The sequence below is a fragment of the Citrobacter freundii complex sp. 2025EL-00176 genome (assembly GCF_053309355.1).
Map to the genome: position 1 here is coordinate 1 of NZ_JBRYHT010000018.1, position 24,963 is coordinate 24,963.

The following is a 24,963-nucleotide window of genomic DNA, read 5'->3' on the forward strand; positions in this document are numbered from 1 at the left end:
ATGATCACCGGCCCTGTAGCCGCCCGGCTCGGCGAAAGGCGGGCACTCATGCTCGGAATGATTGCCGACGGCACAGGCTACATCCTGCTTGCCTTCGCGACACGGGGATGGATGGCGTTCCCGATCATGGTCCTGCTTGCTTCGGGTGGCATCGGAATGCCGGCGCTGCAAGCAATGTTGTCCAGGCAGGTGGATGAGGAACGTCAGGGGCAGCTGCAAGGCTCACTGGCGGCGCTCACCAGCCTGACCTCGATCGTCGGACCCCTCCTCTTCACGGCGATCTATGCGGCTTCTATAACAACGTGGAACGGGTGGGCATGGATTGCAGGCGCTGCCCTCTACTTGCTCTGCCTGCCGGCGCTGCGTCGCGGGCTTTGGAGCGGCGCAGGGCAACGAGCCGATCGCTGATCGTGGAAACGATAGGCCTATGCCATGCGGGTCAAGGCGACTTCCGGCAAGCTATACGCGCCCTAGGAGTGCGGTTGGAACGTTGGCCCAGCCAGATACTCCCGATCACGAGCAGGACGCCGATGATTTGAAGCGCACTCAGCGTCTGATCCAAGAACAACCATCCTAGCAACACGGCGGTCCCCGGGCTGAGAAAGCCCAGTAAGGAAACAACTGTAGGTTCGAGTCGCGAGATCCCCCGGAACCAAAGGAAGTAGGTTAAACCCGCTCCGATCAGGCCGAGCCACGCCAGGCCGAGAACATTGGTTCCTGTAGGCATCGGGATTGGCGGATCAAACACTAAAGCTACTGGAACGAGCAGAAGTCCTCCGGCCGCCAGTTGCCAGGCGGTAAAGGTGAGCAGAGGCACGGGAGGTTGCCACTTGCGGGTCAGCACGGTTCCGAACGCCATGGAAACCGCCCCCGCCAGGCCCGCTGCGACGCCGACAGGATCTAGCGCTGCGTTTGGTGTCAACACCAACAGCGCCACGCCCGCAGTTCCGCAAATAGCCCCCAGGACCGCCATCAATCGTATCGGGCTACCTAGCAGAGCGGCAGAGATGAACACGACCATCAGCGGCTGCACAGCGCCTACCGTCGCCGCGACCCCGCCCGGCAGGCGGTAGACCGAAATAAACAACAAGCTCCAGAATAGCGAAATATTAAGTGCGCCGAGGATGAAGATGCGCATCCACCAGATTCCCGTTGGAATCTGTCGGACGATCATCACGAGCAATAAACCCGCCGGCAACGCCCGCAGCATCGCGACCGTCATCGGTGAGAAGTTCGGCAGGTATTGGGTGGTGACAATGTAGGTGCTGCCCCAAATGGCAGGTGCTATCGCTGTGAACAATAAATCGGGCGTGCGTAATGACATGCGATTACAAGACCTCCGCTACGGCGATGGGTTTTTGAGAGTTGCAGGCGCCGCGATGACCGCACCCTGACTTGGACTGGCCCTGCCTCGCACCAATCCACCTGCGGCTATGGCCGCGATCATGCGAGGCCCGAAAATTACACGACCTGTACACGTCCGCCGAACCCGGAACGCAACAGAGCTTCGTGGGCATCCCGATCCGGGTCGTAGCAGCAGTCCTGGACCAAACGCACGTCGTAGTCCGCATCACTAGCCCAGGCGACGCTTGAAAGAACAACGCCGGTGGTGCTTATCCCGGCCATGACAAGCGTGCTTACGCCGCGCGTCCGAAGGTCGGCGTCGAGCGCCGTGCCATAAAAGACGCTGGCTCGCGGACATGCATAGAAAAGGTCGCCCCGTTCGATCGCAAGCCCTTCGACGGGCAGACCGGTGCGAAATCGTCCGCTCGGGAGATACGGTGAGATTTGGCGATTCGTCGCCGGCGGCGCATGTTCATACTCTTCGCCGAGCGAAAAGTTGGGGAACAGCACGGGCCGGCCGCGCAAGGCGTGCTGGCAGCCGTGCAGACCCTGCGTGAGATGAACGCCGACAACCTGCGCAAGGTGCCGGCCGATGCACCCACGGCCTTCATCAAGCCGCGCTGGAAGCCGCTGGTGATCACCCCGGAAGGCCTCGACCGGAAATTCTACGAAATCTGCGCCCTGTCCGAGCTGAAGAACGCCCTGCGCTCCGGCGACATCTGGGTCAAGGGCTCGCGGCAGTTCCGCGACTTCGACGACTACCTGCTGCCGGCCGAGAAGTTCGCCGCACTCAAGCGCGAGCAGGCCCTGCCCCTGGCGATCAACCCGAACAGCGACCAGTACCTGGAAGAGCGTTTGCAGCTGCTGGACGAGCAGTTGGCCACCGTCACCCGCCTGGCCAAGGACAACGAGCTGCCCGATGCCATCCTCACCGAGTCAGGGCTGAAAATCACCCCGCTGGATGCGGCGGTGCCGGATCGGGCGCAGGCGCTGATCGACCAAACCAGCCAGTTACTGCCGCGCATCAAGATCACCGAACTGCTGATGGACGTGGACGACTGGACGGGCTTCAGCCGCCACTTCACCCACTTGAAGGACGGGGCCGAGGCCAAAGACAGGACGTTGCTGCTGTCCGCAATCCTCGGTGATGCGATCAACCTCGGGCTGACCAAGATGGCCGAGTCGAGCCCCGGCCTGACCTACGCCAAGCTGTCCTGGCTGCAAGCCTGGCACATCCGCGACGAAACCTATTCGGCGGCCTTGGCCGAGCTGGTCAACCACCAGTATCGCCACGCCTTTGCCGCCCACTGGGGCGACGGCACGACCTCATCCTCCGATGGCCAGCGCTTCCGCGCGGGTGGCCGGGGCGAGAGCACCGGGCACGTCAACCCGAAGTACGGTAGCGAGCCGGGACGGCTGTTCTATACCCATATCTCCGACCAGTACGCGCCGTTCAGCACCCGCGTGGTGAATGTCGGCGTCCGCGATTCCACCTATGTGCTCGACGGCCTGCTGTACCACGAGTCCGACCTGCGGATCGAGGAGCACTACACCGACACGGCCGGCTTCACCGATCACGTCTTTGCCCTGATGCACCTGCTAGGCTTCCGCTTCGCGCCGCGCATCCGCGACCTCGGCGAAACCAAGCTGTACGTGCCGCAGGGCGTGCAAGCCTACCCGACGTTGCGCCCGCTGATCGGCGGCACCCTGAACATCAAGCACGTGCGTGCCCACTGGGACGACATCCTGCGCCTGGCCAGCTCGATCAAGCAGGGCACCGTCACCGCCTCGCTGATGCTGCGCAAGCTCGGCAGCTACCCGCGCCAGAACGGACTGGCCGTGGCCCTGCGCGAGCTGGGCCGGATCGAGCGCACGCTGTTCATCCTGGACTGGCTGCAAAGTGTTGAACTGCGCCGCCGCGTGCATGCCGGCCTGAACAAAGGTGAGGCGCGCAACTCGCTGGCCAGGGCGGTGTTCTTCAACCGCCTTGGGGAAATCAGGGATCGGAGCTTCGAGCAGCAGCGCTACCGGGCCAGCGGCCTCAACCTGGTGACGGCGGCTATCGTGCTGTGGAACACGGTGTACCTGGAACGCGCCACCCAGGGGTTGGTCGAGGCCGGCAAGCCGGTGGACGGCGAGCTGCTGCAATTCCTGTCGCCGCTGGGCTGGGAGCACATCAACCTAACCGGCGATTACGTCTGGCGGCAGAGCCGCAGACTGGAAGACGGGAAGTTTCGGCCCTTACGGATGCCCGGAAAACCTTAGCGTACGATTTTTTCCGAATTCTGCGGGCTCCCCGAATTACGGCTCGACCGGATGCTGTTTGCTGAATATCCGTGGGCAGAGCGGAGACTCTACTGGCTGAACGACGGTGGCTCACACCATTTTGGCGCTGCCCGTTATCAGGCATGCCGCCTGGGCATTGCGGTTCCGCTTACCGGCAGACTCTGTCGCTACGGTGTAAACGTGCCGATGATCTCCGCTATACGTCAGCAATGGCATCTGTTTGCTATTCCGGCAGATGAACTCTTCGGCAGCTTTTTCGACGCCATGAATGCCTTTGAATGCCCGTTTGGTAATTCCGGTTTGCCGCGTCACATGCATGATACGGATAAGTCAGGAGTTGCTCTCAAACTGGTCTGGCTTGAACGTGGCCATCCCAGAGCCAGTGCTGTAGCTGATGTACTTTCAGCTGCAGGCTTTCCAGATTTCGGTAAGCAGCTCCAGCAGCTGGCCAAAGAACCTTCACCACGTTGAATAAGCCTGATTTATTTTCACTGACTTATGTGATTAATGCTAATGTATGCGTACATTAGCATTAATGATGCATTTAATCCCCTGCGCCTTTCTGCCTGTTCTGATTTTTCCGGTAGTCCTGCTTCACTCTCCCGATATTCTTCAGGACTGTCTGCCAGTGGTCGTCTGCCTGCTGCCGGTAGCGTTCGGCAACGTCAGCAATAATGTCAGGATCACTGTCATGGCTGCGGTGCATGCGTCCCTTCTGGCCAAAGATATCAACAATAATATTCTGGCTGCCCTGCCTGTCGAAAAGATGAGCGCACAGGCGCTTTACAACCAGCGGAGTATAGTCCAGCCCGGCTTCATCAGCGATCCGGAAGAAGAAGTACAGCATCTCATACGTTTTGTAGCGCTTGACGGCCGCACTGAGTCTGGCGGCCCGTTGTGGTGCTTCCCAGGTGTCATCCCTGTAGTTACGCAGTTCTGCCTGGTAGTCGGATTCCAGGTCTTCCTCTGTATACCGGTGGTGCCGAAAAAAGTATTCCCTGGCCCGTTCGACGACTGATTCATCCTGCGGCATGTCTGTCTCCGGTTAATGCTAACGTATGCGTACATTAGCATTAACATCAGTACCCGGCAAGGGGAGTGGCGTGCATCGTACCTGTGGTGCATCCCGCCCTGGCTCCGGACATGCTACCGGCAATTCTACCGGCGGTGCGCTGTCCTGGTGTCCTTTTCGCTACCCTGTCACGTCTTTAATTTGTTTGTTAGTTAGTTTATTTGTTAGTTTGTTTGTGTATAATGTGAGCATACCCCTTTATGCGGAGACTGACAGATGCGTCCGGCGACATACGAACCAGAACAGATTATTGAAGCAGGGCTGGCCCTGCAGGCTGAAGGACGGAATATCACCGGGTTCGCACTGCGTAACCAGGTGGGTGGCGGCAATCCGACACGTCTCCGCCAGATATGGGACGAATACCAGGCATCACAGAGCACGGTCGTCACTGAACCCGTTGCCGAGCTGCCTGTGGAAGTGGCTGAAGAAGTGAAGGCCGTCTCCGCAGCGCTGTCCGAACGCATCACCCAGCTGGCGACCGAACTGAATGACAAGGCTGTCCGGGCTGCAGAACGCCGGGTTGCGGAAGTCACGCGTGCTGCCGGTGAACAGACCGCACAGGCAGAGCGGGAACTGGCCGACGCCGCGCAGACGGTCGACGACCTGGAAGAAAAACTGGATGAACTGCAGGACGGATATGACCGGCTGACGCGGGCGCTGGAATCAGAACGTTCACAGCGTCAGCAGCAGGATGTGGAGATGGCCCAGCTGAAAGAGCGTCTTGCGGCCGCTGAAGAGAATGCCCGACAGCGGGAGGAGCGGTATCAGGAGCAGAAGACAGTGCTGCAGGATGCGCTTAATGCGGAGCAGGCCCAGCACAAAAACACGCGGGAAGACCTGCAGAAACGACTGGAGCAAATTTCTGCCGAAGCGAATGCGCGTACAGAAGAACTGAAGTCTGAACGCGATAAAGTGAATACTCTCCTTACCCGCCTGGAATCGCAGGAAAACGCGCTGGCCTCAGAACGTCAGCAGCATCAGGCCACCCGCGATACGCTGCAGCAGCGCCTCGAGCAGGCCGTCGCTGATGCACAGGCGCGCGCCGGTGAGCTTGCGCTTGAACGTGACAGAGTCAGCAGCCTCACCGCAAGGCTGGAATCGCAGGAAAAGGCCTCCTCGGAGCAACTGGTCCGTATGGGCAGCGAAATAGCCAGTCTGACAGATCGCTGCACGCAGCTGGAAAACCAGCGTGATGATGCCCGTCTGGAGACGATGGGGGAGAAAGAAACGGTCGCGGCACTGCGTGGTGAGGCTGAAGCCCTGAAGCGTCAGAACCAGTCACTGATGGCGGCGCTTTCAGGCAATAAACAGACAGGTGGCCAGAATGCGTGATGATGACAATTCAGACGCCTGTGATGAAGCGCCCCGGGCGGAGGATAAATGCTACACCAAAGGGCGACTTCGGGATGAGTTCAGGATGAAGCCAGCCCCCGGTGTGGAACCGGTCAGAATGTACAAAAGTCCTTACGGCGGGAAATACGGCGTATGGCGGCTGGCTGACTGCGTCCCGATGCGGGCGAAACGCCCACAGACAGAAAAACAGCGGCAGGCCAGCGCACGTCTGGGCCTGCAGGCCCGGATGAAGAGTGAGCGTGGCAGGTTCGCCATGCTGGCACATACCTGGTTAACGCTGGACCCCGTCTTCCTCGATACCGAAACGACCGGACTTGATGCCGGCGCGCAGGCGCTGGAAATCGGTCTGGTGAATGCCCGCGGTGAGAGGATATTTGAGACCCGCCTGAAACCCACTGTCGGCATCGATCCGGCAGCAGCTGCAGTACACGGTATCAATGACGATGATCTGGTCAGTGCGCCATCGTGGCCCGATATTGCGCAGCAGCTGCAGCACCATATCGGCCGGCGCCCGCTGGTTATTTTCAATGCTGAGTTTGATACGCGCATTCTGAAGCAGACAGCGGCAGCGCATAACGACCCTGCCAGCTGGCTGGACTCTCTGACGGTGTACTGCGCCATGCGGCTCGCTGCGGGTTATTACGGACCCTCCAATCGTTACGGTACCATATCGCTTTCCGGTGCTGTCAGTCAGGCTGGCCTGAGCTGGATCGGGGAGGCTCATTCCGCTGTCACTGACGCGGTTATGACGGCACAGGTGGTAAACAATATTGCCGGATACTGGCATGAGCTCCAGTGTGAAATGAATGATGACGCAGAGAGTGAGCCAGCATAACGCTGCTCTCTGGCTGGCCAGACAGCTGCAGGTATTAATTCAGGAGTCTGGAATGGAAAATATGATGAAAAGTATGCGTGAGCATTTCCCCACGCGAACAGTGGTGATTGAACAGTCTCTGGATATGTTCGGCATCAAACGAAATGAGGACGGGACGTTACTCTTCCCCCGTCACTCCGATAAACGTTTTCCCGTTGCACGTATCCGTAAGCGACTGGCGGCTTATGGCTGGCGAGGCGAACGCCTGAATAAGGAGGTGGCGCGAATCGTCGCGGGCCCTGATATCCTCCCTGAGAGAAGTGAATACAGCATTATTTTCCCTTACGGATGGGAGAAGAAGCAGCTGACGCGTGAGATGCGGAGGATGTTTCCCCGTAAGACTGGCCGACGTGTGCTGATTATGCTCGATGAATTACATCAGTTTATTGACTCACGGGAGAAGCAGTGACGCTGACAGAAAAATCAGGCCATCTGGCATGGTGCGCCCTGGTGGCGCTTGCGCTGGCCAGGCAGGATGGTGGCGTTCTCTCGCCAGCACAGGAAAACCTCTTTCTCACCCGCTGGCTGGCGACCGCGCTGAAACAGCGGCGTTTCCCCCGGGAGATAAATCCGGACATCGAGTGGCTGCTGAAACAGGGGCGCCAGCTGGGCGTCAGCGCGAAGCTGGCCAGCAAGCTGGATTATCTCTGGCGTTCCTGCACCGGCGAACTGTCTGAGCAGAATGACCTGTTCCGGCTGACCTATGCCCTGGAAACAGCGAAAGATATGCACTGGAACTACCGTCTGCTGAGCGATCGGGAATGGTCCGGCCGGTATGCTGTGGCACTCAGTGCAGGCGTGAACGGTATTTATCTCTCACGGGGCAACCTCGATGTCGCTTTTGACGATAAAGGCCGGCAGATAAATCCGCTGACAGCGCGTCTGACGGGGAACGTGGCCGGTGTGGTAAAGCTGTTTAACCGCTGTGGGTGGCAGGCAGAGCCTGAAGGGGATGCCTCCCTGCCCCACCAGTATTCGCTGATGGCCGGACAGGGAGTGCCAGGAAAGGGGGATTAGTGGCGGATCTGCGCCAGGTCGTCTTCAGTCAGACCGGTCATTTTCATGACGGTATTGCGGTCAATGCCGTTCTGGAGCATGGTACGGGCTATTTTCAGAGTCGCTTCGCGCTCCCCTTCTGAACGGCCTTTTTCAATACCACGTTGTTCACCGAGCTGAATCCCCTTCTCGATGCCCTTCTGTTCTAGCTGCTGTGCGATGGTCATAAGTGCGTCTCCGTGTTGCGGCACACGCTGTGCCAGTTCGCGTACAAAGGCTTCGGCGTCGGATGTTTCGCCTGCCTGTACTATATAGTGTACCAGCGATATCACCTGCGATGAAGACAAGTATCCCGCCAGCAAGATGGGCGCCAGCCGGTCAACCAGTTCTGCCAGGTCCCGCCGGTGAATATGCTTTTGCAGTAAAGTCAGGGCGGCCATGCTGCGATGGCCAGCGATTTCATCATCCGGAATAACCGTAACGTCTACCAGCGGGAAAGCGCCGCTGTAGAGTTTGCCTGCCAGCCCGGGATCGTCAAATTCATCCAGCCAGCGGGTAGAGTACGGATACGGGCTGCGCTTACCCGTATAGAACAGCACCGGTATCACCAGTGGCAGTTTTTTATGCCCAGCCTCCAGATGGCGCTGCATGGCGGCTACCGCATAGCGTATGAGGCGGAAAGCCATATGTTTGTCCGGCGTTGACTGGTGTTCGACCAGAACATGAATATATCCGTCGCCGGCTGTAGTTTTCAGGCTGTAGAGGACGTCGCTGAAATACTGGCGGAGATCATCCTCAACAAACGAGCCTGATTCCAGTTTCAGCGTGCTGAGATCGCAGACTGCCCGCAGATCTGCGGGCAGGTGGATTTCCATGAAATCCCGGGCAATATCCGGTTGCGTCAGGAACTGCCTGAACGTGGCATCGTGAGGAGTGGGTGTGCTGTTTTTCTTCTTCATCTGCCCTGGCTCTGAAAAATGGCCCGGATATGTTATCACAGCCCGGAAAAAGCTAAGCGAGGTGTTACACGCAAACTGTAAAGCAAAATATATTGCCTGAGATCATAAATGTGTATTGCCCTATACAATAAAGGTGTTGCGTCGTCTGAGGGCGCGGAGGCATAATTCCGCCTGAGCAAAGCCTTACCCGTTCGGGTCTACTTCAGGTCTGAACACAAAAAAACCACCCTGGCAGGTGGTTTTTTTGTTTGTGGTCTTTAGTAAAACTGTACCGTCAGACTGATATGATTCAGGTAAACCATCCAGCTTTCCTGCCCGGTGATCAGATGGCTGATCATGGTCAGTATGAACAGGCACATACAGTTACGTCGGTCCATACCGTGTCTCCGTATGAGGGTGGCTCTCCGTCGCTATCATCACTTCACGCGGAAACGGTTTTGTTGAGCAAAGCCTTACCACCATATTTATCGCCCGGATTAAGTGATGAGTGCTCCTGGCAAAAGCACAGTTCCGGGGCCTGCCCCTATCTGTTGGGGCTGGAAGCATTTTAGGTGCTACATATAGTGATTTGCATCAAACATGTTTGCGATTTCTTTGATTCAGAACAAAGTAAAAAGAAGAGAGCACAGACGGAGGGTCGTGCAGCAAATGTAAATTCTGAAAAAAAATTCAATTAGAAAACAAGGACTTCATTTTTTTATTATTTTTTAAACAGTACTCTGCACCTTGTCTTAATCAGTCATCATGGATGGATGGCCGACGCGTCGTAGAACACAGTCTTTCTACCCTATGGTCTCCCTGTCCCACCAGTATTCGCTGATGACCGGACAGGGAGAACCAGGAAAAGATGGGGAGCGGGAGAACATATGTTTTGATAGTAGCCGCTGACATGCTAACCCCTTCGTCATCCCCTCGCTTCCGCTAAAGCTATTTACCTTCACCTCAACTTATAGAAAACACAGGCCTCATTTTGCAGCATCATAGGTACAGTTTCTTTTCCACCATTTGTCTGAAGCAATAACTGGCCAAGCAGCCCTGGCGTAGCTATGTTTGGTACCTGGTAGTTAAGATTCGTATAAATGGATAGTTCTGCAGTGGAGCAGATCCGCCGCGCATTTTCATACATACCCCACGCAGTCAAAGCGCGGTTAGTTACGGGACTGATCGCGGTTATGATCTTCTCGATTAGATTTATTTTTTCACGGATTGATTCAATTGCAGTCTGTTTATCTACAGTTTTGATTTTTATCCAGATGCAGTCATGATGAAAAAGTCTGTTGCGGTAGTCTCTGATTTCTTTTAGAAGGTTCAGCAGTTTACGACGGGCCTCAATGGGTTTGTTGTCAATTTCGCTTAGTCTTCTCAGAGCTTTCGGAAGGGAGTTAGGCCAGAGAAAATTATTTTTTTTTGAGTTATCGTCTGTATGAAGCGCTTCAAGAAAAACGTTCTCCCATGTGGAAAATGTTGTCGCTGCAATAATATCATCATGGGAAAAAACTGGTGGCGTCGTTGTTACTTGTGATGGATGGGTTAAGCCAAGGCGAGCGACTTCTTTGGCTTTCCAATTGGTAAGTAAGCTTCGTTCAGCATCTCTGATGCATTTGATGAACTTGCCGTGATTGTCTTTCGTCGTATCATACGAGATGGTATCCCACCACCGTTCACCAAATCTTGTACGAGCTGTTTTATCAACTGAATTCCTGAGAACAAGTTCAAGTTGCTGTACCAGTGGATAAAGTGCGGCAGCTGCATTCTGGATCCAGAGGCTAAATCCATACATTTCCAAATCGGTGTGTACGTTAAAGATAGCAGGAACGCTTGCAAGTCTTGCTGTTGAAAGTAGTGAAAGTACAGGTTTGTAATCATTAATTCTTTGAGGCATTTAATCTCCTGTCCAGGGAGTACCCTGTCTCGCCTTCTATGCGCATTGACGTACCAACTATATTACGCTATTGTAATCACATAACGTAAGCCAGTGTTGAATCATCCCCCATGTTTCATGGGTTCTAGTGAAGGCACATCAGGCAAAAGAATTGAAAGACCCCGGCTCTGCTGGGGTTTTTCGCATCTAAATAACACTAATTCTTGATTCCTCCGTGCAGCTTGCTTGGATACGTGCGAAGTATCATCTCTAAGCATCAGCTGGTTTACACACCCGAATAACGGTCATTCTGGATACTCCTGCCAGTCGAGCTGTCTCATTTATTGATTCCGTTTTGCAGGCGTAATGTTCGTATCAATTCATGTTTGGCTTTATTCGCCTGTCGACCGGCATACTTACCTTCTAATCTGGCTTTTTCAACCCCCTCTTTCTGTCGCCGGCGACGATCCTCATAGTCTTTGCGAGCGATAGCGGCCAGCATGTCTAGCATCATGCCATTCACAGCCCGGAGCATACTTCTCGTGAAGTCATCAGAAGCTGCATGAGTAAGAGCAATATGACTAGTAGGAAGGTCAAGGCTAATGACCGATAGTTCTTTTTCAAACATCCGCCGTTTAAGAGTGTCCCAATCGGCATCGCTGAGGCGAGAAAGTCGATCTACCTGCTCAATCAGAATCACATCACCTGATTCCATATCAGACAGCATCCGATTGAGTTCCGGACGGTCGAGTGATGCTCCTGATGCATTTTCAACATACCATCCAGCTATGCGTTGCCCATGATGAGCTGCAAACTCCTTCAGCCTGTTTTTAGCTCGAAGTGCATCCTGCTCAATTGTTGACGCACGAAGATACGCATAAATGTACATTTTATCGCCTGTGGTTACTTTTAAGTGGTATCAAAAATATAGGTAACATTTAAATGGTATCTTAGCAGGGTTTTAGATTCGAAGTCGCTAGTATCTTTTGGGGACACCTAAGTGTGACTGGCTGACGCGCCCGCCGGGCTTGTCCAACCCCTCGCCTGCTCAGAAGCAAGTTCTGAACAGACTCACGGTTTGCGCAGCGGGTCAACAAAATTAAATACGATCACCAGAAATATTTTCTGGACACTTTTTCCGATAGTGCCGAAATGTCCAAGTTAGAAAACATTTTTTGTACATTCTTGGTGCATGATTGAAGGTGATAGAGCGAGGCATGGATTGAACTGGACAGAATTACCTGAGTGTCCAATGTGGCGAGGGATTAATGAGAATAGGTAGTTGGTATATTGAGCTTGAGTCCAATCTCCTTTATGAGAACGTAGGTATTTTCCTTGCTGTTGCCAGCAAGTATTGAGGTGATTTCATTCAGGTTTTGCGCTGCCCCAAGGACTTCAGATTTTGATGGTACAAACTTTATAACCACATAGTCTCTTTTGAGGCTGCTAGGCAAGGCTGAATACTTCGCCATTAACTGAGACGCAGCGTCTTTCAAATCGTGGATGGTTTCATGATTGGCTCTAAAATTTGTTATCGTTGCTTGTTCACGTAATAAAAGCGCTGTAATCCTCCCTAATTGTTCCCGGAATGATATATAAGGCTCAATGAATCTTTTTGCGATGAGCTGACCAACAACAAAAACGGTTACACCGGTGAGAACGGTTACGGCAGCAGACGAACTCATAATTGTACCTAGAGACTTAATCATGGTGGTATATCCTATCTGGAGGGTAACTGCCTGTCTACTGGACAGAATGACCTGTATGTCCAAGTGCATGGGGATTTATACTAGCGACCATGATCACCACAGGAAGAACGGGGTAGAAAATGGCGACTGAGTGGGTAAATGTAGCTGATAACGCCGTTAAAATTGGGCTTGGATCGGCGCTAACAATATTAGGCGGGTATCTGACGCTCAAATTATCACAGCGGCACGAGTTAAGGAAAGAAGCCTTAATTCAGCGACGTAAAGATTTCGACGTTAAAACTGAGCGCTACGTAGATTTTTTATCCAGTTCACGAATGATGATGCAGAAATATATGCTCACCGATTTCAGGCCAGATGGAGATGATTACATGGAGCTTACAAGGCGCCACGAAACGTTATCCCTTACGTGCACGACTAATACTATGAGAGAGCTAGCTTTTGATGCTTACTATGCTGTTTCTCTTGCATGCTCGATGGGCACTGCTGAACGTGAAGAAAAAGCCCCAGTCCGGAAAAAGGCTAAAGAAGCCTTAGATCAGTTCCAGGGATTTGCCAGCGAAGAACTACGTCGTGAGAAAGCTGCAATTGAGGTAATGAACAAAAAGCGGTCATTCTGGTTCTTTGGACGGCGGTAACTGCTAAAACTGGACTGAATTATCGGAGTGTCCAGATGGCGAGGGTATTAAACCAGCGACGTAAAAAAGCCGCTGGTTCGGCTTTTACTAACGGACATAAAATGTGATTTCGCATGCGAAATCTATTGCGTATCATTATTGATATCTTATATTTTCTCTGTATACTGTTTGTGTTGTCATGAAAGCGCGACAACAAACGCAGTGGCAGATAGCTGCTTCTGCACCTGGCGAAACGCCTGACTCACAGGAGTGTGTATGAAATCCCGCAATGAATTCATTTCATTATTGAAATACTCTTTCAAGCCGTGCCGCCCCTTCTCAAACATTTCGCATGCGAAATCTTAAGGACTGTTACATGACACTGAAAATTGGACCTATCGGAAAACTGATCGTTGTATGTAGTCAGAAGGGCGGAATCGTTAAATCGCAGTCATCCAGTGAAATCGCACATGACCTTCGTGAAGCTGGTTTCCGTGTGCTTGAAATTGATATGGACTGGACAACTGGTCTGACGGAGAGGGCATTCCCTGACGGCTTACCTTATGAGATAGAACGCGAACCATTAAGTAACAGTTTTACACCCGGTGAAGCGAATACATATCAGCTTTTCTTTTCTGAAACAGAGATTCGACCGATTGAGCTTCCTGGCGGGCGCTTTTTTATCGGTGCTACCAGTGAACTTAATGAAATTAACTACCGAAACAGCGACTGCATGTTCGACTTCAGGGACCGTATTGAAGAACTGAAGAAACAGTTTGATTTTATTATTGCTGATTCAGCGCCATCTTATTCAAATGTCATGATCGCAGCGCATATGTCAGCTGATTACCTTCTGATCCCTACCCTGCTGGAGAAGCAGGCCCGTAATGCAGTTGGTAAACAGCTTACTTATATGCAGAAAATTAAGCGGAACTACAATCCTTCGCTGCAGTTCATGGGGACTTATGTGACGCAGACGCAGGTCAAAAATTATAAAAAGCCACTTAAAGAAGGATATCTGGGGCCTATTGATACACTGAACCTGAATCTCCTCATCGAGATCCTTCAGGGAAAAGGCTACTCTGAAGAATACATTCTCGCCTATATATCATTTGTACCTGCTGCTGCAAAAGAAGCGATCGAACTAGGTCTCTCCTTTGATGAATACGACCCCAAGTGTCTTCCTGCAATTCAATATAAAGAACTTACCCGGAAAATTATTCTGCTCGCAGGAGGTAAGTAATGGCCAAGAAACCGTTTATGAGACGACTCCAGGCGCAGCAGGAAATGAAAAAAAAAGCATCTGTTGTTTCTGATATTGAACAGGTCATTGCAAATAAACAACCAGATGAGCAGAGCCATGATATAGCTGCGCACCAGATTATGGCGGATATTGCCCGCCCGGATATCGAACCTGATGGTCAGATAATACGCGTCGATATAAATCTGGTTTATGCTGAAGAACAAGTGCGACCTGAAGAAGACTTCGAGGAAGACATCATCGATGGTATGTCTGATACCTTCGAAACTATAGGGATGCTTACCCCGCCTCGTTGTTATCCTCGTGACAGACGTGGCTACCAGATATGGTTAGGCGAAACGCGTGTTCGCACAGCCCGTAAGCGTGGTGATACCCACATTGATATTTATGTGGGTAAACCACCACGGGAAAGAAAAGAACGCATCATCGGTCAGCTTATTGAAAACCTGCAGCAGTCTGGTTTGAAACCATTAGCGACTGCAAAATCGTTCTATGAGCTCAAGCATGAGTTCAATATGACGGGTGAGCAAATCGCAAAAACAATGGGTAAGCCTACCTCATTTGTCAGTAAACACCTTCGTCTCATTGATGCACCAGAAAATGTTACCGCCCTTCTCCGGGATAAAGTCACATCCGATGTCGATCTGGCATACACACTGATACAGGTAAATGAAAAGTCTCCTGAAGAGGCCGAGAAGCTTATCGCGGCTGCGCGAGAGTCTGGTATTTCACGTTCGCAGGTTAAAGCTGTTCTTGATGCAGTTAAGAACAAAAGCAAAGGTGAGATTTCGCATGCGAAATCTAAGGCTCAGAACAAAAAACCAACCAAGCCTTTGGGCAGTAATTCAGATGTAAAAACCTGGCAGGTTGTTGTCGAGATAGACGGTCAGCAAGGGGTAATAATGACTGACCGTGCGCCAGACAAAGCTGGGTATGTGTGGGTGAAAATGGACATTGGTGAGATTTCAGTTGAGGCTTCTGAACTACGCGTCAAAGGGATGCGCTCTCAGTGATGAAATCAACCCCGTTCACCGAAATGGCCACGGCATTCCGTGGCCAAATTGTCCGCCACTGGGCGCTTCGTTATCCCGGAACGCAATCCGAAGCAGCTGCCGCATTAACAGAAGCGGCTATCAATCTGGGATACGTTACAAGAAGCAGGCCCGTACCCGGCGCGGCGTTACTTTCATGGGCCTCTAACCCGGCTGAAACTCCGTTGTGGGCTGCTCAGACGGCGTTAACATTGATGCTCAGCATCGGCTGGAAGCCCGAAAGTAACCAGGACTGGTGTGGTATGTCGGCGCTGATATTCAGAGCTAATCGTAAACTTCCACTTGAGCAGTTAGTCGCTTCCTTGCCTGATAGCATAGACAGGCAAACTGCTACCGGATGGTTCGTGGCAGCAATTGAAGAGGATGCCAGCTACCGTTACAACAGGAAATCCACATGACCTTTCAAGAGCTTGATGCTTGTATCGCAGGCTCTGGCAGACGTTCTATCGCTTCTGCATTAATCGCTTTTATTCTTGATGCGCTTGATGACGGACAGGATGGAGTTGATCTTGATACCTTCCAGAGCCACACGCGCTTCGTTCGTAATAATGTAACCACGGTAGCCAGTTACCTGCAGCTTCATGGAATTATCCATATACTGTATTACCGTGATGGTGCTGCAGAACGTCAGTATGAGTCCGTTAATAATTACGGGCGGTGGGCAAAGCAGCACTATCGTCCTTCTGAGGCTCTTATACAGCTGCATCGACGTGATTAAATCAAAAGATTTCGCATGCGAAATCTGTCTAACCTAAGGAATAAACAGAGTGCCGGGTTCAAAGAGAATTTGCAGGCAGTGTCTGAACGATGACCGTTATCTGAACAACATCATCGCAAGCGATCCTGATGCCTCAGAATCATGCGATTATTGTGACTCCGAAGAGATGACGATGTCGATGGAAACACTGGCTGAAAAGGTCGACTGGTTGATTGAAAATTATTATCGGGGCGGAGAATATAACCATTATCTGGAAGAGTATGAAGGTGAACCTCTCTTCTCTGTTCTGGAGCAAGAGGTTACAGACAATGATAATATCATCAATGACTTATCGGAACTGCTCGACGAGTTATGGTTTGACTGGAGCTCACATGAAAGAAAATATGGTGATGAGCCGCATTTTGTTGAAGCTGTAACCATCTCAGGAAACCTTTCCAGAAAATGGAATTCAATGGAAAGGAAACTTCGGGAGAGTAATCGATTTTTTAATATGGACGCGATGGCAACTTTCGAAGAGGTTTTTACTTACCTTCACGAAAATCATCCCTCAGCATTCATCGATTTTGAGCCTAACAAACCAATTTTCCGTGGTCGTATTTTTCAGTCAGAGGATGCACTTGAAATCGCATTACGTATGCCCGAGTCGAGTTTCGGTCCTCCTCCTCCTGAACTGACACCTTCCGGCAGAATGAATGCTAGAGGTATCTCAGTCTTCTATGGCGCTACGTCCAGAAAAAATGCCATATCCGAAGTGCGGCCACCTGTAGGTAGTTATGTTGCTGTTGCTGAGTTCACTTTGTTGCGGACAGTCAGATTACTCGACCTCTCCAGTCTGAAAGGGCTGGCTGTTAACGGATTTAGCCGCTTTGATCCGGAGTATCTACTTCGATATGAGCGCAGTAGTTTTATTCAGAATCTCTCCAGAAAACTTGTTATGCCGGTTGTTCCTGAGCTTGAAGAAACAAATTACTTGTTGACGCAAGCTATCGCTGATTATCTCTCAACATTTGAGCGTTGCGAACTCGATGGGATACTGTTTACTTCCGCGCAAAAGCCAAAGGAAAGTACAGACCCTTCTGTCATGAATATTATCCTGTTTCATAAATCGTCTGGGGTACTGAATGCGGACCGAAGGTTCCGGGAAGCTGAAGTAAATATGTATCAGCATGATGAGGATATTTCATACTTTGACCCAGAGATAAGGACGACTCCCGATGATTTCCGTCGTGAATTTAAGGTGCTATCACGTAAGAAAAATAGGGAAGATATACTTGAGCTAAAACTCGATGGCATAGAAGTTCATAAAATAGAGGGTGTTGATTACTCCACATCAGAAACAACAGTCACGCACTATTTAACGGAAGGCCGCACAAAAGAAGTGATTTCGCATGCGAAATCTGGCTATTCGGATGACGAATTCTGACGGGTAGATGTAACCCAGATTTCGCATGCGAAATCTTTCGGTGGCAGATCATCTTATCATTGCCACCGGAAGATCATTCCAGCGCGTTGTGTACGCAGGGGAAAGCATTTCTCGTTTCATCTGCCAGTCAGGCGCAATCCCACGTCCCGCAAACCACACTTTCCCCAGACCGGAATGGTTAATACCATCCAGGACTTGCATCAGCTGCTCGCTCCGTTCCCGCGGCTGTACTTCATCAAACAAATTCAGCTGCGATACCCCGGTTGGCGTGAAATCGTTCAGCATACAGCCTGCCTTTGCGTAACGGTGACCATCCAGCCAGACCCTGTCCAGAGCTCTGACGGCAGCGGCAATGATGTCCCGTGTGTCCTGCGTGGGGATGAGTAGTTTTTCACTGGCCAGATTACCGTAGTAGGGCTCATTTACGGCGAACGGCGATGTTTTCACAAACACGGCAATATGCCTGCAGAACTGACGCTCTCCGCGCAGCTTTTCAGCTGCACGCTCAGCGTACTGACAGACTGCCTGTCGCATGGCTTCATACGTCGTGACACGCTCCCCAAAGCTCCTGCTGCAGACTATCTGCTGTTTGGGGGGAGGTGCTTCCTCCAGGGAAATACAGCTTTCTCCATTGAGTTCCCGGACCGTTCTCTCCAGAACTACATTGAAGTTTTTCCTGATAAATACAGGGTTCGCGCGCGCCAGCTGCAGTGCAGTTGTTATCCCCATTGTGCTCAGCTTCTTTGAGATCCTGCGGCCAACCCCCCAGATTTCCTCCACCGGCTGCAGTGACAGCAGTTTTTCCGTACGGCGGATATTGTCTGGCGTTAACGCCAGCACGCCACCAAACTGTGGCCACTCTTTCGACGCCCATTGTGCGCTTTTAGCCAGCGTTTTGGTCGGTCCCATTCCGACGCCGATGGTTAGCCCTGTGCCGGAACGAACGTGCTCACGCAGCTGCCGGCCGAAACCCTCGAAATCGATGCAGCTGTCTATACCGCGAATGTCCAGAAACATCTCGTCGATGCTGTACTGCTCCACGCGCGGCGCCAGCTCTTCCAGGTGAACCATGACCCTGTTCGACATTGATGCGTAGAGGGCGTAATTACTGGAGAACGCGATAACCGGCTCCGGAAATTTCATCGACTTCAGCTGAAACCACGGTACCCCCATTTTGATACCCAGCCGCTTCGCTTCAGGACTTCTCGCAATGACGCAGCCATCGTTATTTGAGAGAACGACGACGGGTTTGTTTCGCAGGTCAGGGCGAAAAACCTTTTCGCAGCTGGCATAGAACGAATTCACGTCAGCAAGCGCGTACATCAGTCCATGCCCCGTGTTTTGTGTATGAAGGCTGTCACCACCCCAAAAATCTGCAGGTCTTCCGGATAGAGAGTGGGATAGGCCGGGTTCATCGGCAGCAGGGCGATACGGGGTGTCAGCTGCAGGCGTTTAACCGTGAATTCGCCATCAGTCTCCGCGATGACAATGTCACCCTGCACCGGCTTTTCGGCTTTGTCGACCACCATCAGGTCGCCGGAATGCAGGCCCATCTCTTTCATCGAATCCCCGATAGCCCTGACGAAGAACGTTGCAGCCGGACGCCGGATGCAATAGGCATTCAGGTCCAGTTCCTCCTCCGTGTAATCGGCGGCCGGCGACGGAAAACCCGCCGGGCAACGTTCGGTGAACAGCGGGGCAGTGGACGGCACCGGCTCCTGTTCGGGGGCGACAAAAAGTAACATGGCATACCTCTTAAAATACCTGTTTTTATATACAGTATTATTTAAGATATTTCCCGTCCTGCAAGAAGAATTTTACCTGCTCCTGCCAGGTCATTGTTCTGGCGGATAAAACAGGCTCAGGGTTATCCTCAGAAACGGTGCATAACCCTGTGAGTGGATACCGGGTATCTCACCGTCTGCTAAGCCTGTGGCTCTATCAGTTCCCGGCCCTGGTTCCGGGGATTGCCAACAGCCCGGCTGACGGGGTGCCATGTGAAATCTTCGGCGCAAAGACTGCCCTCACGGGCAATGTCTTCCGCCTCTTTACTGGTTGTGTTTTCGCTGAGCCATTTACGTGCGGCAGCCGGTGAGTACACGAGCGGTCGCCGATCGTGAATGTCCAGCAGTCCCTCATCCGCAGCGGCCGTGACGATCAGGAACCCTTCCAGGTCATTGCCGTTCTCAAAAGGTGGTTTCCCGATGGCAGCGAGCAGGAGTGGATTTCCGTCCTTACGGTAAATGAAAAACGGCTGTTTCACGCCGTTTTGCTGTTTCCACTCGAACCAGCCGTCAGCAAAAACAATGGCCCGTCCGTGCTCCCAGAGTGGCCTGAACATCCGGCTGCCGGCCGCAGTTTCACTCCGGGCGTTGATGAGAGCGGGCTTGTTCCACCACTCCGGGGCATAACCCCAGTGAACAGGATCAAGATGCAGCTGCGAGCGACGTTCACTCAGCAGCAATACCCGGGTTCCGGGCGCAACGTTGTAGCGGCCGACGGGCTCCGGATCATATGGAATGTCCCGTTCAGCTTCTTCTCCGAGAAAGGCCAGGTACTCCTCGCGGGAGTTGTATTGCGTAAACCGACCGCACATTGTGTTTCTCCGCTGTGGATCTGTAATCAGTGTTCACCTCAGTTCTGAACATAGGCCGTATTTGAGGTTCCTGCCATCGTGCGGCCGCCGTGCCGCTACTTTAGCCGGGCCGCTTCGAATGCAAGGGTTCGCTCTGCCGGTGTCCTCACCCGGTCGCAGTTAATTTCAAAGGCATTACCCGCTGTCTTCCCGTCGTTTTCCGTCTCAATTTTCGCCGTCAAACCGTCCAGCCAGCGTGGGCTTTTTCACTGCGCTGCGGCTTGCGGCACCGCCCATGCATTCTCCGCTTTTCGCCCGGCTGTCGTATCGGCACGGCGTAACTGGCGCCGCATTTGAGAAAGGAGAACTACCATGTCCCGATTTATCCAGGGTAATTGCGTCCATATCATGTCCGGCTTTCCGGATAATGCTGTCGATTTCATTCTGACCGACCCGCCATATCTCGTCGGTTTTCGTGACCGTCAGGGGCGTACCATCGCCGGCGATAAAACAGATGAATGGCTGCAACCCGCCTGCCATGAGATGTATCGCGTCCTCAAAAAAGACGCGCTGATGGTGAGCTTCTACGGCTGGAACCGCGTCGATCGCTTTATGGCCGCATGGAAAAATGCGGGATTCAGCGTTGTCGGCCACCTGGTATTTACCAAAACCTACACATCGAAGGCCGCATATGTGGGCTATCGCCACGAATGCGCCTACATCCTTGCAAAAGGCCGTCCGCCCCTGCCGCAAAACCCGTTGAATGACGTGATTGCGTGGAAATATTCAGGCAACCGGCACCACCCGACAGAAAAACCCGTAACCAGCCTGCAACCGCTGATTGAGTCCTTCACACATCCCGGCGCGATTGTGCTCGACCCCTTTGCCGGCAGTGGCTCCACCTGCGTGGCCGCCCTCCAGGCTGGCCGTCGCTACATCGGTATTGAACTGCTGGAACAGTATCACCGGGCCGGACAGCAACGTCTGGCCGCCGTCCGGCGTGCCATGCAGTACCCGGCCGCTAACGACGAGTTCCCGGAGGCCGCGTAATGAACTATGCAGGACACGAAAAACTCCGCGCAGAAGTGGCGGAAGTCGCCAACAGCATGTGTGACCTGCGGGCGACGCTGAACGGGATGGAGCACCGCTATCGCTTTGATTCCGATGTGCTGGCCGAACGCCTGACCCGTCAGACCCTTTTTCGCATCAATGCCCTGTTTATGGCGGCATACAACGAAATTCTTGAGCTGGATGCCTGCTTTAAGGACTAAGGAGAAAAACATGTACGGAACCTGTGAAACCCTCTGCCGGTTGTTGCGTGAGCAGTATCCCGCAGAAACCCCTTTGAACCTCATTGTCTGGTCCCCGGCGGATATCGAAGCGCTGGCCGACGGAATGGAATATGCCGTTTCGGAGCAGGACACAAGGGCGGTACTGGCGCGTATGGACGCCATTCCGGAGGAACAACGGCTTGAGTCGGGCGTGTCTGCCGGTGCGGTGATGGATCTGATTGAACAGGTGAAAGAGGCCGTTCCGGCGGTGATGGTGCCGGCGGATCTGCTTGAAACCCTGCTGACCACTGCCGAACAGGCGTTATGGCACAGGGAATGGACCGCCCGTGACAGCAATCATCCGGTCCCGGAAAGCGTTACCCGCCGCCTGGCTGATGCGGCGAAAGTTCGCGCCTTACTGAAAAACTGAAATCAACACGCCGCCCGGGCGGCGTGTACTGACCCCGTTCAGAGGAACCCATTATGCAGGAAATCACCACGTTAACCGCCCTTGTTATGCGCCGTGCGCGCGATTTGATTGCTGATTATGGATGGCCTGACCATACCGATGTTGATCAGCGTGATCCGGTCAATAAACCGGGATGGATAAGCATTTATGTCCGTCTGGATGCGGCAAATATTGTTCATCTGCTGCCTTTGCTTTGTACCGGTGACGTACCCGCAGAGCTGCAAAGTGCCATGACAAAAATAGCCGGGACGCCAGCGCAGATTATTTTATCCGGCAGCCGCTATGCCGACGCGCCGCAGCTTCCGGAGGACGGAACACAGATAGCGTTCCCCTGGGCCGGGGAATGGCTGACGGAGCCGGAGATTCAGGCTGTAACGGATTGCCTGTCCCGCGCCGTGCGGGATGTCTCCCGGCAGGTATGGGAGGATGCGCGCCGGATAAAGGCGGCGCTGACCACGCGCGGGGAAACGCTGTTTTATCGCCAGACCCGAAACTTCCGTCTGGTTGTGAAGGAAAATGATATGCCCTGCTGGCTGGACGATGATGACAATTTGCCGGTGGTGCTCGATGCCATCCTGAACAAAGGGGCACGCTACAGCAGCGTCGAGTTCTTTGTTATCAGCGACAAAGTTGATCAAATCCTGGCATGTGGCCAGATGTGCGATGTGCTGCGTATTCCTGGCGAGCCTCCGCGCCGGTGGATGGATTTAACCCTGTTACATGAGGTCATGGCAGAAGCGCGTGCAGAAATCAGTCTTGTCCGCAATGCCCTGTCAGCAATCCGGCCAGTGTAGCGAACAGCAGGGGGCGGCGGCCCCCTGAATCTACCACGAAGGATAAGGATGTCGCCGGCTCCGCTTTTACGGCTCTTCCTCCACGTTGTTCCGGCTTCGCGGTGAGTAACGTCCCGTGCGGCCTGCGGCAAACGCCGTGCCTCTACTATAGCCGGGCCGCGGCTGATGCAAGGGAAGCGTAAACGCCGTCACCTTCACCCGGTCGCAGTTTATTTCATACGTTATCCGCCGTCTTCCCGTCGTTTTCCGGCTCATTTTTCGCCGTCAAACCGTCCAGCCTGCTCCTGCTTTTTTACTGCGCTGCGGCTTCGGTGACGCCCTTGCATCCTCCGCTTTTCGCCCGGCTGTCGTGTCGGCACGGCGTAAGCCGTAACTCAGACGACATCGACTATGGAGGATTTTCTATGAGCACTACGACCACCACACCGGCTGTTTACGTGGGTACGTATCACAAATACAACTGCGGCAGCATTTTCGGCAAATGGTTTGATCTGACGGAGTTTGACGGCAGGGAGGATTTTTACGAGGCCTGTCAGGCACTGCATGCCGATGAATGGGATGCCGAGTTTATGTTCCAGGACTGGGAAGGCATTCCGTCGCAGTTCGTCTCTGAATGCTCCATTGACTGGGATTTTATCGCCGCTTACAAACGCGCCGAAGAAGAGGGCAGGGAAGCCGCTTTTATCGCCTGGGCGGAGTATACCGGCGAATGTGACTATGACGCGTTTGATGATGCGTACCGCGGCGAGGCGGAAAGCGAGGAAGACTATGCGCGGGAGATGGTGGAGGACAACGGCCTGTTAAATGAGGTGCCGGAGCCGTTGCGCAGCTATTTCGATTTTGAAGCCTGGGCGCGTGACCTGTTCAGCAGCGGCTATGTGTTCCATGACGGCTATGTCTTCAGCAACTGATTAATGTCCGGCGGGGAAACCCGCCGGTTAAGGAGAAAACGTATGAAACTTGCACCACAAAGCCGTGAGATCCTGCGACAGTACAAAGCCCTGATTAATGCCCGCCGACGTGATGCCGGTCAGCGGGAACTGACCACCGCGCAGGTGATGGATGAAATCTGCGAATACATGACCTGTCAGTGTGCCGTGTACATCGGCGGTCATTTCATCTTACAGGGTGGAAAAGGCAAGTAAGTATGATGGCAGGCGTCCGGGGCGGAGTGCGCCTGTCAGCCCGCGCGAAAACCCGGGCAGGCTGCGCCTGCCGGAGAGAAACTTCGAGGCGCCTCCGGCGCCGCGCACTCTCCTCTCCATTGTCAGTCGCTGAAGCCCTGGAATGCGCGTATTATCAGGGATATCTTCCTGTAAAGCAGACCGGTGATGCATATGTCAAAGTGGAATATCGCCTCATTCTCAAAAGAAGAGCAGGACAAAGTCTCCGTCGATAAAGCGGCCGCCGCTGTTGCCTGGCAGGAACGGATGAACAAGCCTGTTGTCCACGAACTCGTTGAGCGGGAACAGCCTGAACATCTGCGCGAATATTTCCGTGAACGGCTCCGGGTGCATCGGCTGAACAGTCAGCAGCTGCCGCGCGCAAATGCGCCCGAATATAATAAACCCGGAGATGAGCAGCAGAAGTGATTCTTATAGTCAGTGTGTCCAGGGAGGAAATTTTATGCGTATGTCTCTGATGTTTGCAGCCGTGACTCTTTTAACCGGTATTAATCTGTTGTTTATTCCGTTTCAGCCTGTACCGGCTCTGTGGGGGGGAATCCTGGCCGTTGCTTTTATCCTGATTAATGTCGCGGCGGATAAACTGCGTCTCTGGAGTGGCGTTGCATGGATTATCGTTGCCGGCATCATCATAACGTTGATGCTGAAGGGGAGGGAGCCGGGGGACGAATTAAGAGTGCTGATCACCGTTTTTGCTTTCCTGGCTTCGGCCTGGTACAGCGTTGTGCAGTACAGAAAAGAAAAGCATTTTCGCTCCTGATGTTCCCGGCTGGCATCAAGCTGGATGATCGTCAGCCATCATTTTAGCCGCATGTAATCCATTCTTATCCTCCCGTTTTCTGTTTTCTGCCCGTTCCCGTTTTCACTGCGGGCGTCCGGGCGGGCTGTCGTGAACGGAGCCGGTAAACCGTCTCCGCCCTTCGGGCTTCCATCCCATGACGCAACACCAGGGCTTGCAGCATCCTTATCAGGATGCGCCGCCTCTGTCGCGCCGTGGCCTGCGCTCCCTGCACCCCGGCAAACTGACGCCGGGCTGTAAGGGGCAACGCCGTTTCGCGCCCGCGCTTTCCGTCGTTGCGGCGGGTTCCTGCTCATTCCTTGCCTGGTTTTTTCACCCTTTTGAGTCCTTTCGCCGGGGCTGAGACAAG

General features: G+C 53.3%; 29 protein-coding genes and 3 pseudogenes. 21 read left to right on the top strand and 11 right to left on the bottom strand.

Annotation, left to right across the window (positions count from 1 at the left end; all coding sequences use genetic code 11):
• Positions 1–408 (top strand): MFS transporter (locus ACVXHP_RS22000; RefSeq protein ID WP_274488534.1); only part of this gene is annotated, 408 nt, incomplete at its 5' end.
• Positions 409–439: 31 nt separating this feature from the next.
• Here ACVXHP_RS22000 and ACVXHP_RS22005 read toward each other — a convergent pair.
• A complete protein-coding gene (locus ACVXHP_RS22005) occupies positions 440–1,324 on the bottom strand; it encodes a DMT family transporter (RefSeq protein WP_000058717.1) in 885 nt (294 codons plus the stop codon).
• Between the two features lie 137 nt (positions 1,325–1,461).
• The gene (locus ACVXHP_RS22010; RefSeq protein WP_001351729.1) at positions 1,462–1,854 is read right to left on the bottom strand and encodes a cysteine hydrolase family protein; all 393 of its coding nucleotides are present in this window, start codon (positions 1,852–1,854) and stop codon (positions 1,462–1,464) included.
• A 3-nt stretch (positions 1,855–1,857) separates the two neighbouring features.
• On the opposite strand from ACVXHP_RS22010, the pseudogene ACVXHP_RS22015 reads away from it, so the two are divergent.
• Positions 1,858–3,609 (top strand): annotated as a pseudogene (locus tag ACVXHP_RS22015) (Tn3-like element TnAs1 family transposase); the annotation flags it as partial.
• 51 nt (positions 3,610–3,660) lie between these two features.
• Positions 3,661–4,101, top strand: coding sequence for a DUF6685 family protein (locus tag ACVXHP_RS22020; protein ID WP_227629625.1), 441 nt, complete (start codon positions 3,661–3,663; stop codon positions 4,099–4,101).
• A gap of 73 nt (positions 4,102–4,174) precedes the next feature.
• Here ACVXHP_RS22020 and ACVXHP_RS22025 read toward each other — a convergent pair whose 3' ends face one another.
• Entirely contained in the window at positions 4,175–4,663 is a 489-nt protein-coding gene (locus ACVXHP_RS22025; protein WP_063615379.1) for a hypothetical protein, read from the bottom strand.
• A gap of 255 nt (positions 4,664–4,918) precedes the next feature.
• Between ACVXHP_RS22025 and ACVXHP_RS22030 the strand changes: the two genes are divergently transcribed.
• From ACVXHP_RS22030 to ACVXHP_RS22045, 4 genes are read left to right on the top strand one after another with little or no spacing between them, the layout of a single operon-like run.
• On the top strand, positions 4,919–6,034 hold the full coding sequence (locus tag ACVXHP_RS22030; RefSeq protein ID WP_063615380.1) for a DNA-binding protein: 1,116 nt from the start codon (positions 4,919–4,921) through the stop codon (positions 6,032–6,034).
• Positions 6,027–6,890, top strand: coding sequence for a 3'-5' exonuclease (locus ACVXHP_RS22035; RefSeq protein WP_063615381.1), 864 nt, complete (start codon positions 6,027–6,029; stop codon positions 6,888–6,890). The genes ACVXHP_RS22030 and ACVXHP_RS22035 overlap by 8 nt, the downstream gene beginning before the upstream one ends.
• 52 nt (positions 6,891–6,942) lie before the next feature.
• Positions 6,943–7,338: a hypothetical protein gene (locus ACVXHP_RS22040; RefSeq protein WP_063615382.1), complete on the top strand. Its 396-nt coding sequence runs from the start codon at positions 6,943–6,945 to the stop codon at positions 7,336–7,338.
• Positions 7,335–7,946 carry a DUF2913 family protein gene (locus tag ACVXHP_RS22045; protein WP_063615383.1) on the top strand — a complete coding sequence of 204 codons (612 nt, stop codon included), beginning with the start codon at positions 7,335–7,337 and terminating at the stop codon, positions 7,944–7,946. The genes ACVXHP_RS22040 and ACVXHP_RS22045 overlap by 4 nt, the downstream gene beginning before the upstream one ends.
• Here ACVXHP_RS22045 and ACVXHP_RS22050 read toward each other — a convergent pair.
• The 4 genes and pseudogenes from ACVXHP_RS22050 to ACVXHP_RS22065 all read right to left on the bottom strand — a co-directional run bounded on the left by ACVXHP_RS22050 (position 7,943) and on the right by ACVXHP_RS22065 (position 12,454).
• A complete protein-coding gene (locus tag ACVXHP_RS22050; RefSeq protein ID WP_063615384.1) occupies positions 7,943–8,884 on the bottom strand; it encodes an Rpn family recombination-promoting nuclease/putative transposase in 942 nt (313 codons plus the stop codon). The genes ACVXHP_RS22045 and ACVXHP_RS22050 overlap by 4 nt on opposite strands.
• 937 nt (positions 8,885–9,821) lie before the next feature.
• Positions 9,822–10,766 (bottom strand): Abi family protein, encoded by a 945-nt coding sequence (locus ACVXHP_RS22055; RefSeq protein WP_063615385.1) that lies wholly within the window; start codon positions 10,764–10,766, stop codon positions 9,822–9,824.
• A 249-nt stretch (positions 10,767–11,015) separates the two neighbouring features.
• Positions 11,016–11,634 (bottom strand): annotated as a pseudogene (locus tag ACVXHP_RS22060) (recombinase family protein).
• A 376-nt stretch (positions 11,635–12,010) separates the two neighbouring features.
• Positions 12,011–12,454, bottom strand: coding sequence for a hypothetical protein (locus tag ACVXHP_RS22065; protein ID WP_063615409.1), 444 nt, complete (start codon positions 12,452–12,454; stop codon positions 12,011–12,013).
• A gap of 119 nt (positions 12,455–12,573) precedes the next feature.
• On the opposite strand from ACVXHP_RS22065, the gene ACVXHP_RS22070 reads away from it, so the two are divergent.
• The 6 genes from ACVXHP_RS22070 (at position 12,574) to ACVXHP_RS22095 (ending at position 17,522) form a co-directional block, all read left to right on the top strand.
• Positions 12,574–13,089 (top strand): hypothetical protein, encoded by a 516-nt coding sequence (locus ACVXHP_RS22070; RefSeq protein WP_063615387.1) that lies wholly within the window; start codon positions 12,574–12,576, stop codon positions 13,087–13,089.
• 355 nt (positions 13,090–13,444) lie between these two features.
• Positions 13,445–14,311 (top strand): ParA family protein, encoded by an 867-nt coding sequence (locus ACVXHP_RS22075; protein ID WP_063615388.1) that lies wholly within the window; start codon positions 13,445–13,447, stop codon positions 14,309–14,311.
• Entirely contained in the window at positions 14,311–15,342 is a 1,032-nt protein-coding gene (locus tag ACVXHP_RS22080; protein ID WP_048242298.1) for a ParB/RepB/Spo0J family partition protein, read from the top strand. Before ACVXHP_RS22075 ends, ACVXHP_RS22080 begins: the two co-directional genes overlap by 1 nt.
• Positions 15,342–15,779, top strand: a complete 438-nt coding sequence (locus tag ACVXHP_RS22085; RefSeq protein WP_023197091.1) for a hypothetical protein — start codon at positions 15,342–15,344, stop codon at positions 15,777–15,779. Before ACVXHP_RS22080 ends, ACVXHP_RS22085 begins: the two co-directional genes overlap by 1 nt.
• The gene (locus tag ACVXHP_RS22090) at positions 15,776–16,099 is read left to right on the top strand and encodes a hypothetical protein (protein ID WP_000143877.1); all 324 of its coding nucleotides are present in this window, start codon (positions 15,776–15,778) and stop codon (positions 16,097–16,099) included. The genes ACVXHP_RS22085 and ACVXHP_RS22090 overlap by 4 nt, the downstream gene beginning before the upstream one ends.
• A gap of 49 nt (positions 16,100–16,148) precedes the next feature.
• Positions 16,149–17,522: an RES family NAD+ phosphorylase gene (locus tag ACVXHP_RS22095; protein ID WP_063615389.1), complete on the top strand. Its 1,374-nt coding sequence runs from the start codon at positions 16,149–16,151 to the stop codon at positions 17,520–17,522.
• Positions 17,523–17,570: 48 nt separating this feature from the next.
• Here ACVXHP_RS22095 and ACVXHP_RS22100 read toward each other — a convergent pair whose 3' ends face one another.
• The 3 genes from ACVXHP_RS22100 to ACVXHP_RS22110 form a co-directional block, all read right to left on the bottom strand.
• On the bottom strand, positions 17,571–18,845 hold the full coding sequence (locus tag ACVXHP_RS22100) for a Y-family DNA polymerase (protein WP_063615390.1): 1,275 nt from the start codon (positions 18,843–18,845) through the stop codon (positions 17,571–17,573).
• Positions 18,845–19,267: a translesion error-prone DNA polymerase V autoproteolytic subunit gene (gene umuD / locus ACVXHP_RS22105; RefSeq protein ID WP_063615391.1), complete on the bottom strand. Its 423-nt coding sequence runs from the start codon at positions 19,265–19,267 to the stop codon at positions 18,845–18,847. The genes ACVXHP_RS22100 and umuD overlap by 1 nt, the downstream gene beginning before the upstream one ends.
• Positions 19,268–19,446: 179 nt before the next feature.
• Positions 19,447–20,118, bottom strand: coding sequence for an SOS response-associated peptidase family protein (locus tag ACVXHP_RS22110; protein ID WP_063615392.1), 672 nt, complete (start codon positions 20,116–20,118; stop codon positions 19,447–19,449).
• Between the two features lie 351 nt (positions 20,119–20,469).
• On the opposite strand from ACVXHP_RS22110, the gene ACVXHP_RS22115 reads away from it, so the two are divergent.
• The 8 genes from ACVXHP_RS22115 (at position 20,470) to ACVXHP_RS22150 (ending at position 24,575) form a co-directional block, all read left to right on the top strand.
• On the top strand, positions 20,470–21,147 hold the full coding sequence (locus tag ACVXHP_RS22115) for a DNA methylase (protein WP_002211749.1): 678 nt from the start codon (positions 20,470–20,472) through the stop codon (positions 21,145–21,147).
• Positions 21,147–21,368, top strand: coding sequence for a hypothetical protein (locus tag ACVXHP_RS22120; protein WP_023972437.1), 222 nt, complete (start codon positions 21,147–21,149; stop codon positions 21,366–21,368). Before ACVXHP_RS22115 ends, ACVXHP_RS22120 begins: the two co-directional genes overlap by 1 nt.
• A gap of 10 nt (positions 21,369–21,378) precedes the next feature.
• Positions 21,379–21,798 (top strand): DUF1380 family protein, encoded by a 420-nt coding sequence (locus ACVXHP_RS22125; protein ID WP_063615393.1) that lies wholly within the window; start codon positions 21,379–21,381, stop codon positions 21,796–21,798.
• 53 nt (positions 21,799–21,851) lie between these two features.
• Positions 21,852–22,631, top strand: coding sequence for a hypothetical protein (locus ACVXHP_RS22130; protein ID WP_063615394.1), 780 nt, complete (start codon positions 21,852–21,854; stop codon positions 22,629–22,631).
• A gap of 404 nt (positions 22,632–23,035) precedes the next feature.
• The gene (locus ACVXHP_RS22135; protein ID WP_044789508.1) at positions 23,036–23,542 is read left to right on the top strand and encodes an antirestriction protein ArdA; all 507 of its coding nucleotides are present in this window, start codon (positions 23,036–23,038) and stop codon (positions 23,540–23,542) included.
• 42 nt (positions 23,543–23,584) lie between these two features.
• Entirely contained in the window at positions 23,585–23,776 is a 192-nt protein-coding gene (locus tag ACVXHP_RS22140) for a hypothetical protein (RefSeq protein WP_063615395.1), read from the top strand.
• A 192-nt stretch (positions 23,777–23,968) separates the two neighbouring features.
• Positions 23,969–24,223 (top strand): DNA polymerase III subunit theta, encoded by a 255-nt coding sequence (locus ACVXHP_RS22145; RefSeq protein ID WP_074173830.1) that lies wholly within the window; start codon positions 23,969–23,971, stop codon positions 24,221–24,223.
• A 34-nt stretch (positions 24,224–24,257) separates the two neighbouring features.
• Positions 24,258–24,575 (top strand): hypothetical protein, encoded by a 318-nt coding sequence (locus ACVXHP_RS22150; RefSeq protein WP_063615397.1) that lies wholly within the window; start codon positions 24,258–24,260, stop codon positions 24,573–24,575.
• Between the two features lie 117 nt (positions 24,576–24,692).
• On the opposite strand, the pseudogene ACVXHP_RS22155 reads toward ACVXHP_RS22150, so the two are convergent.
• Positions 24,693–24,910: pseudogene (locus ACVXHP_RS22155) on the bottom strand (hypothetical protein); the annotation flags it as partial.
• Positions 24,911–24,963: the final 53 nt, after the last annotated feature.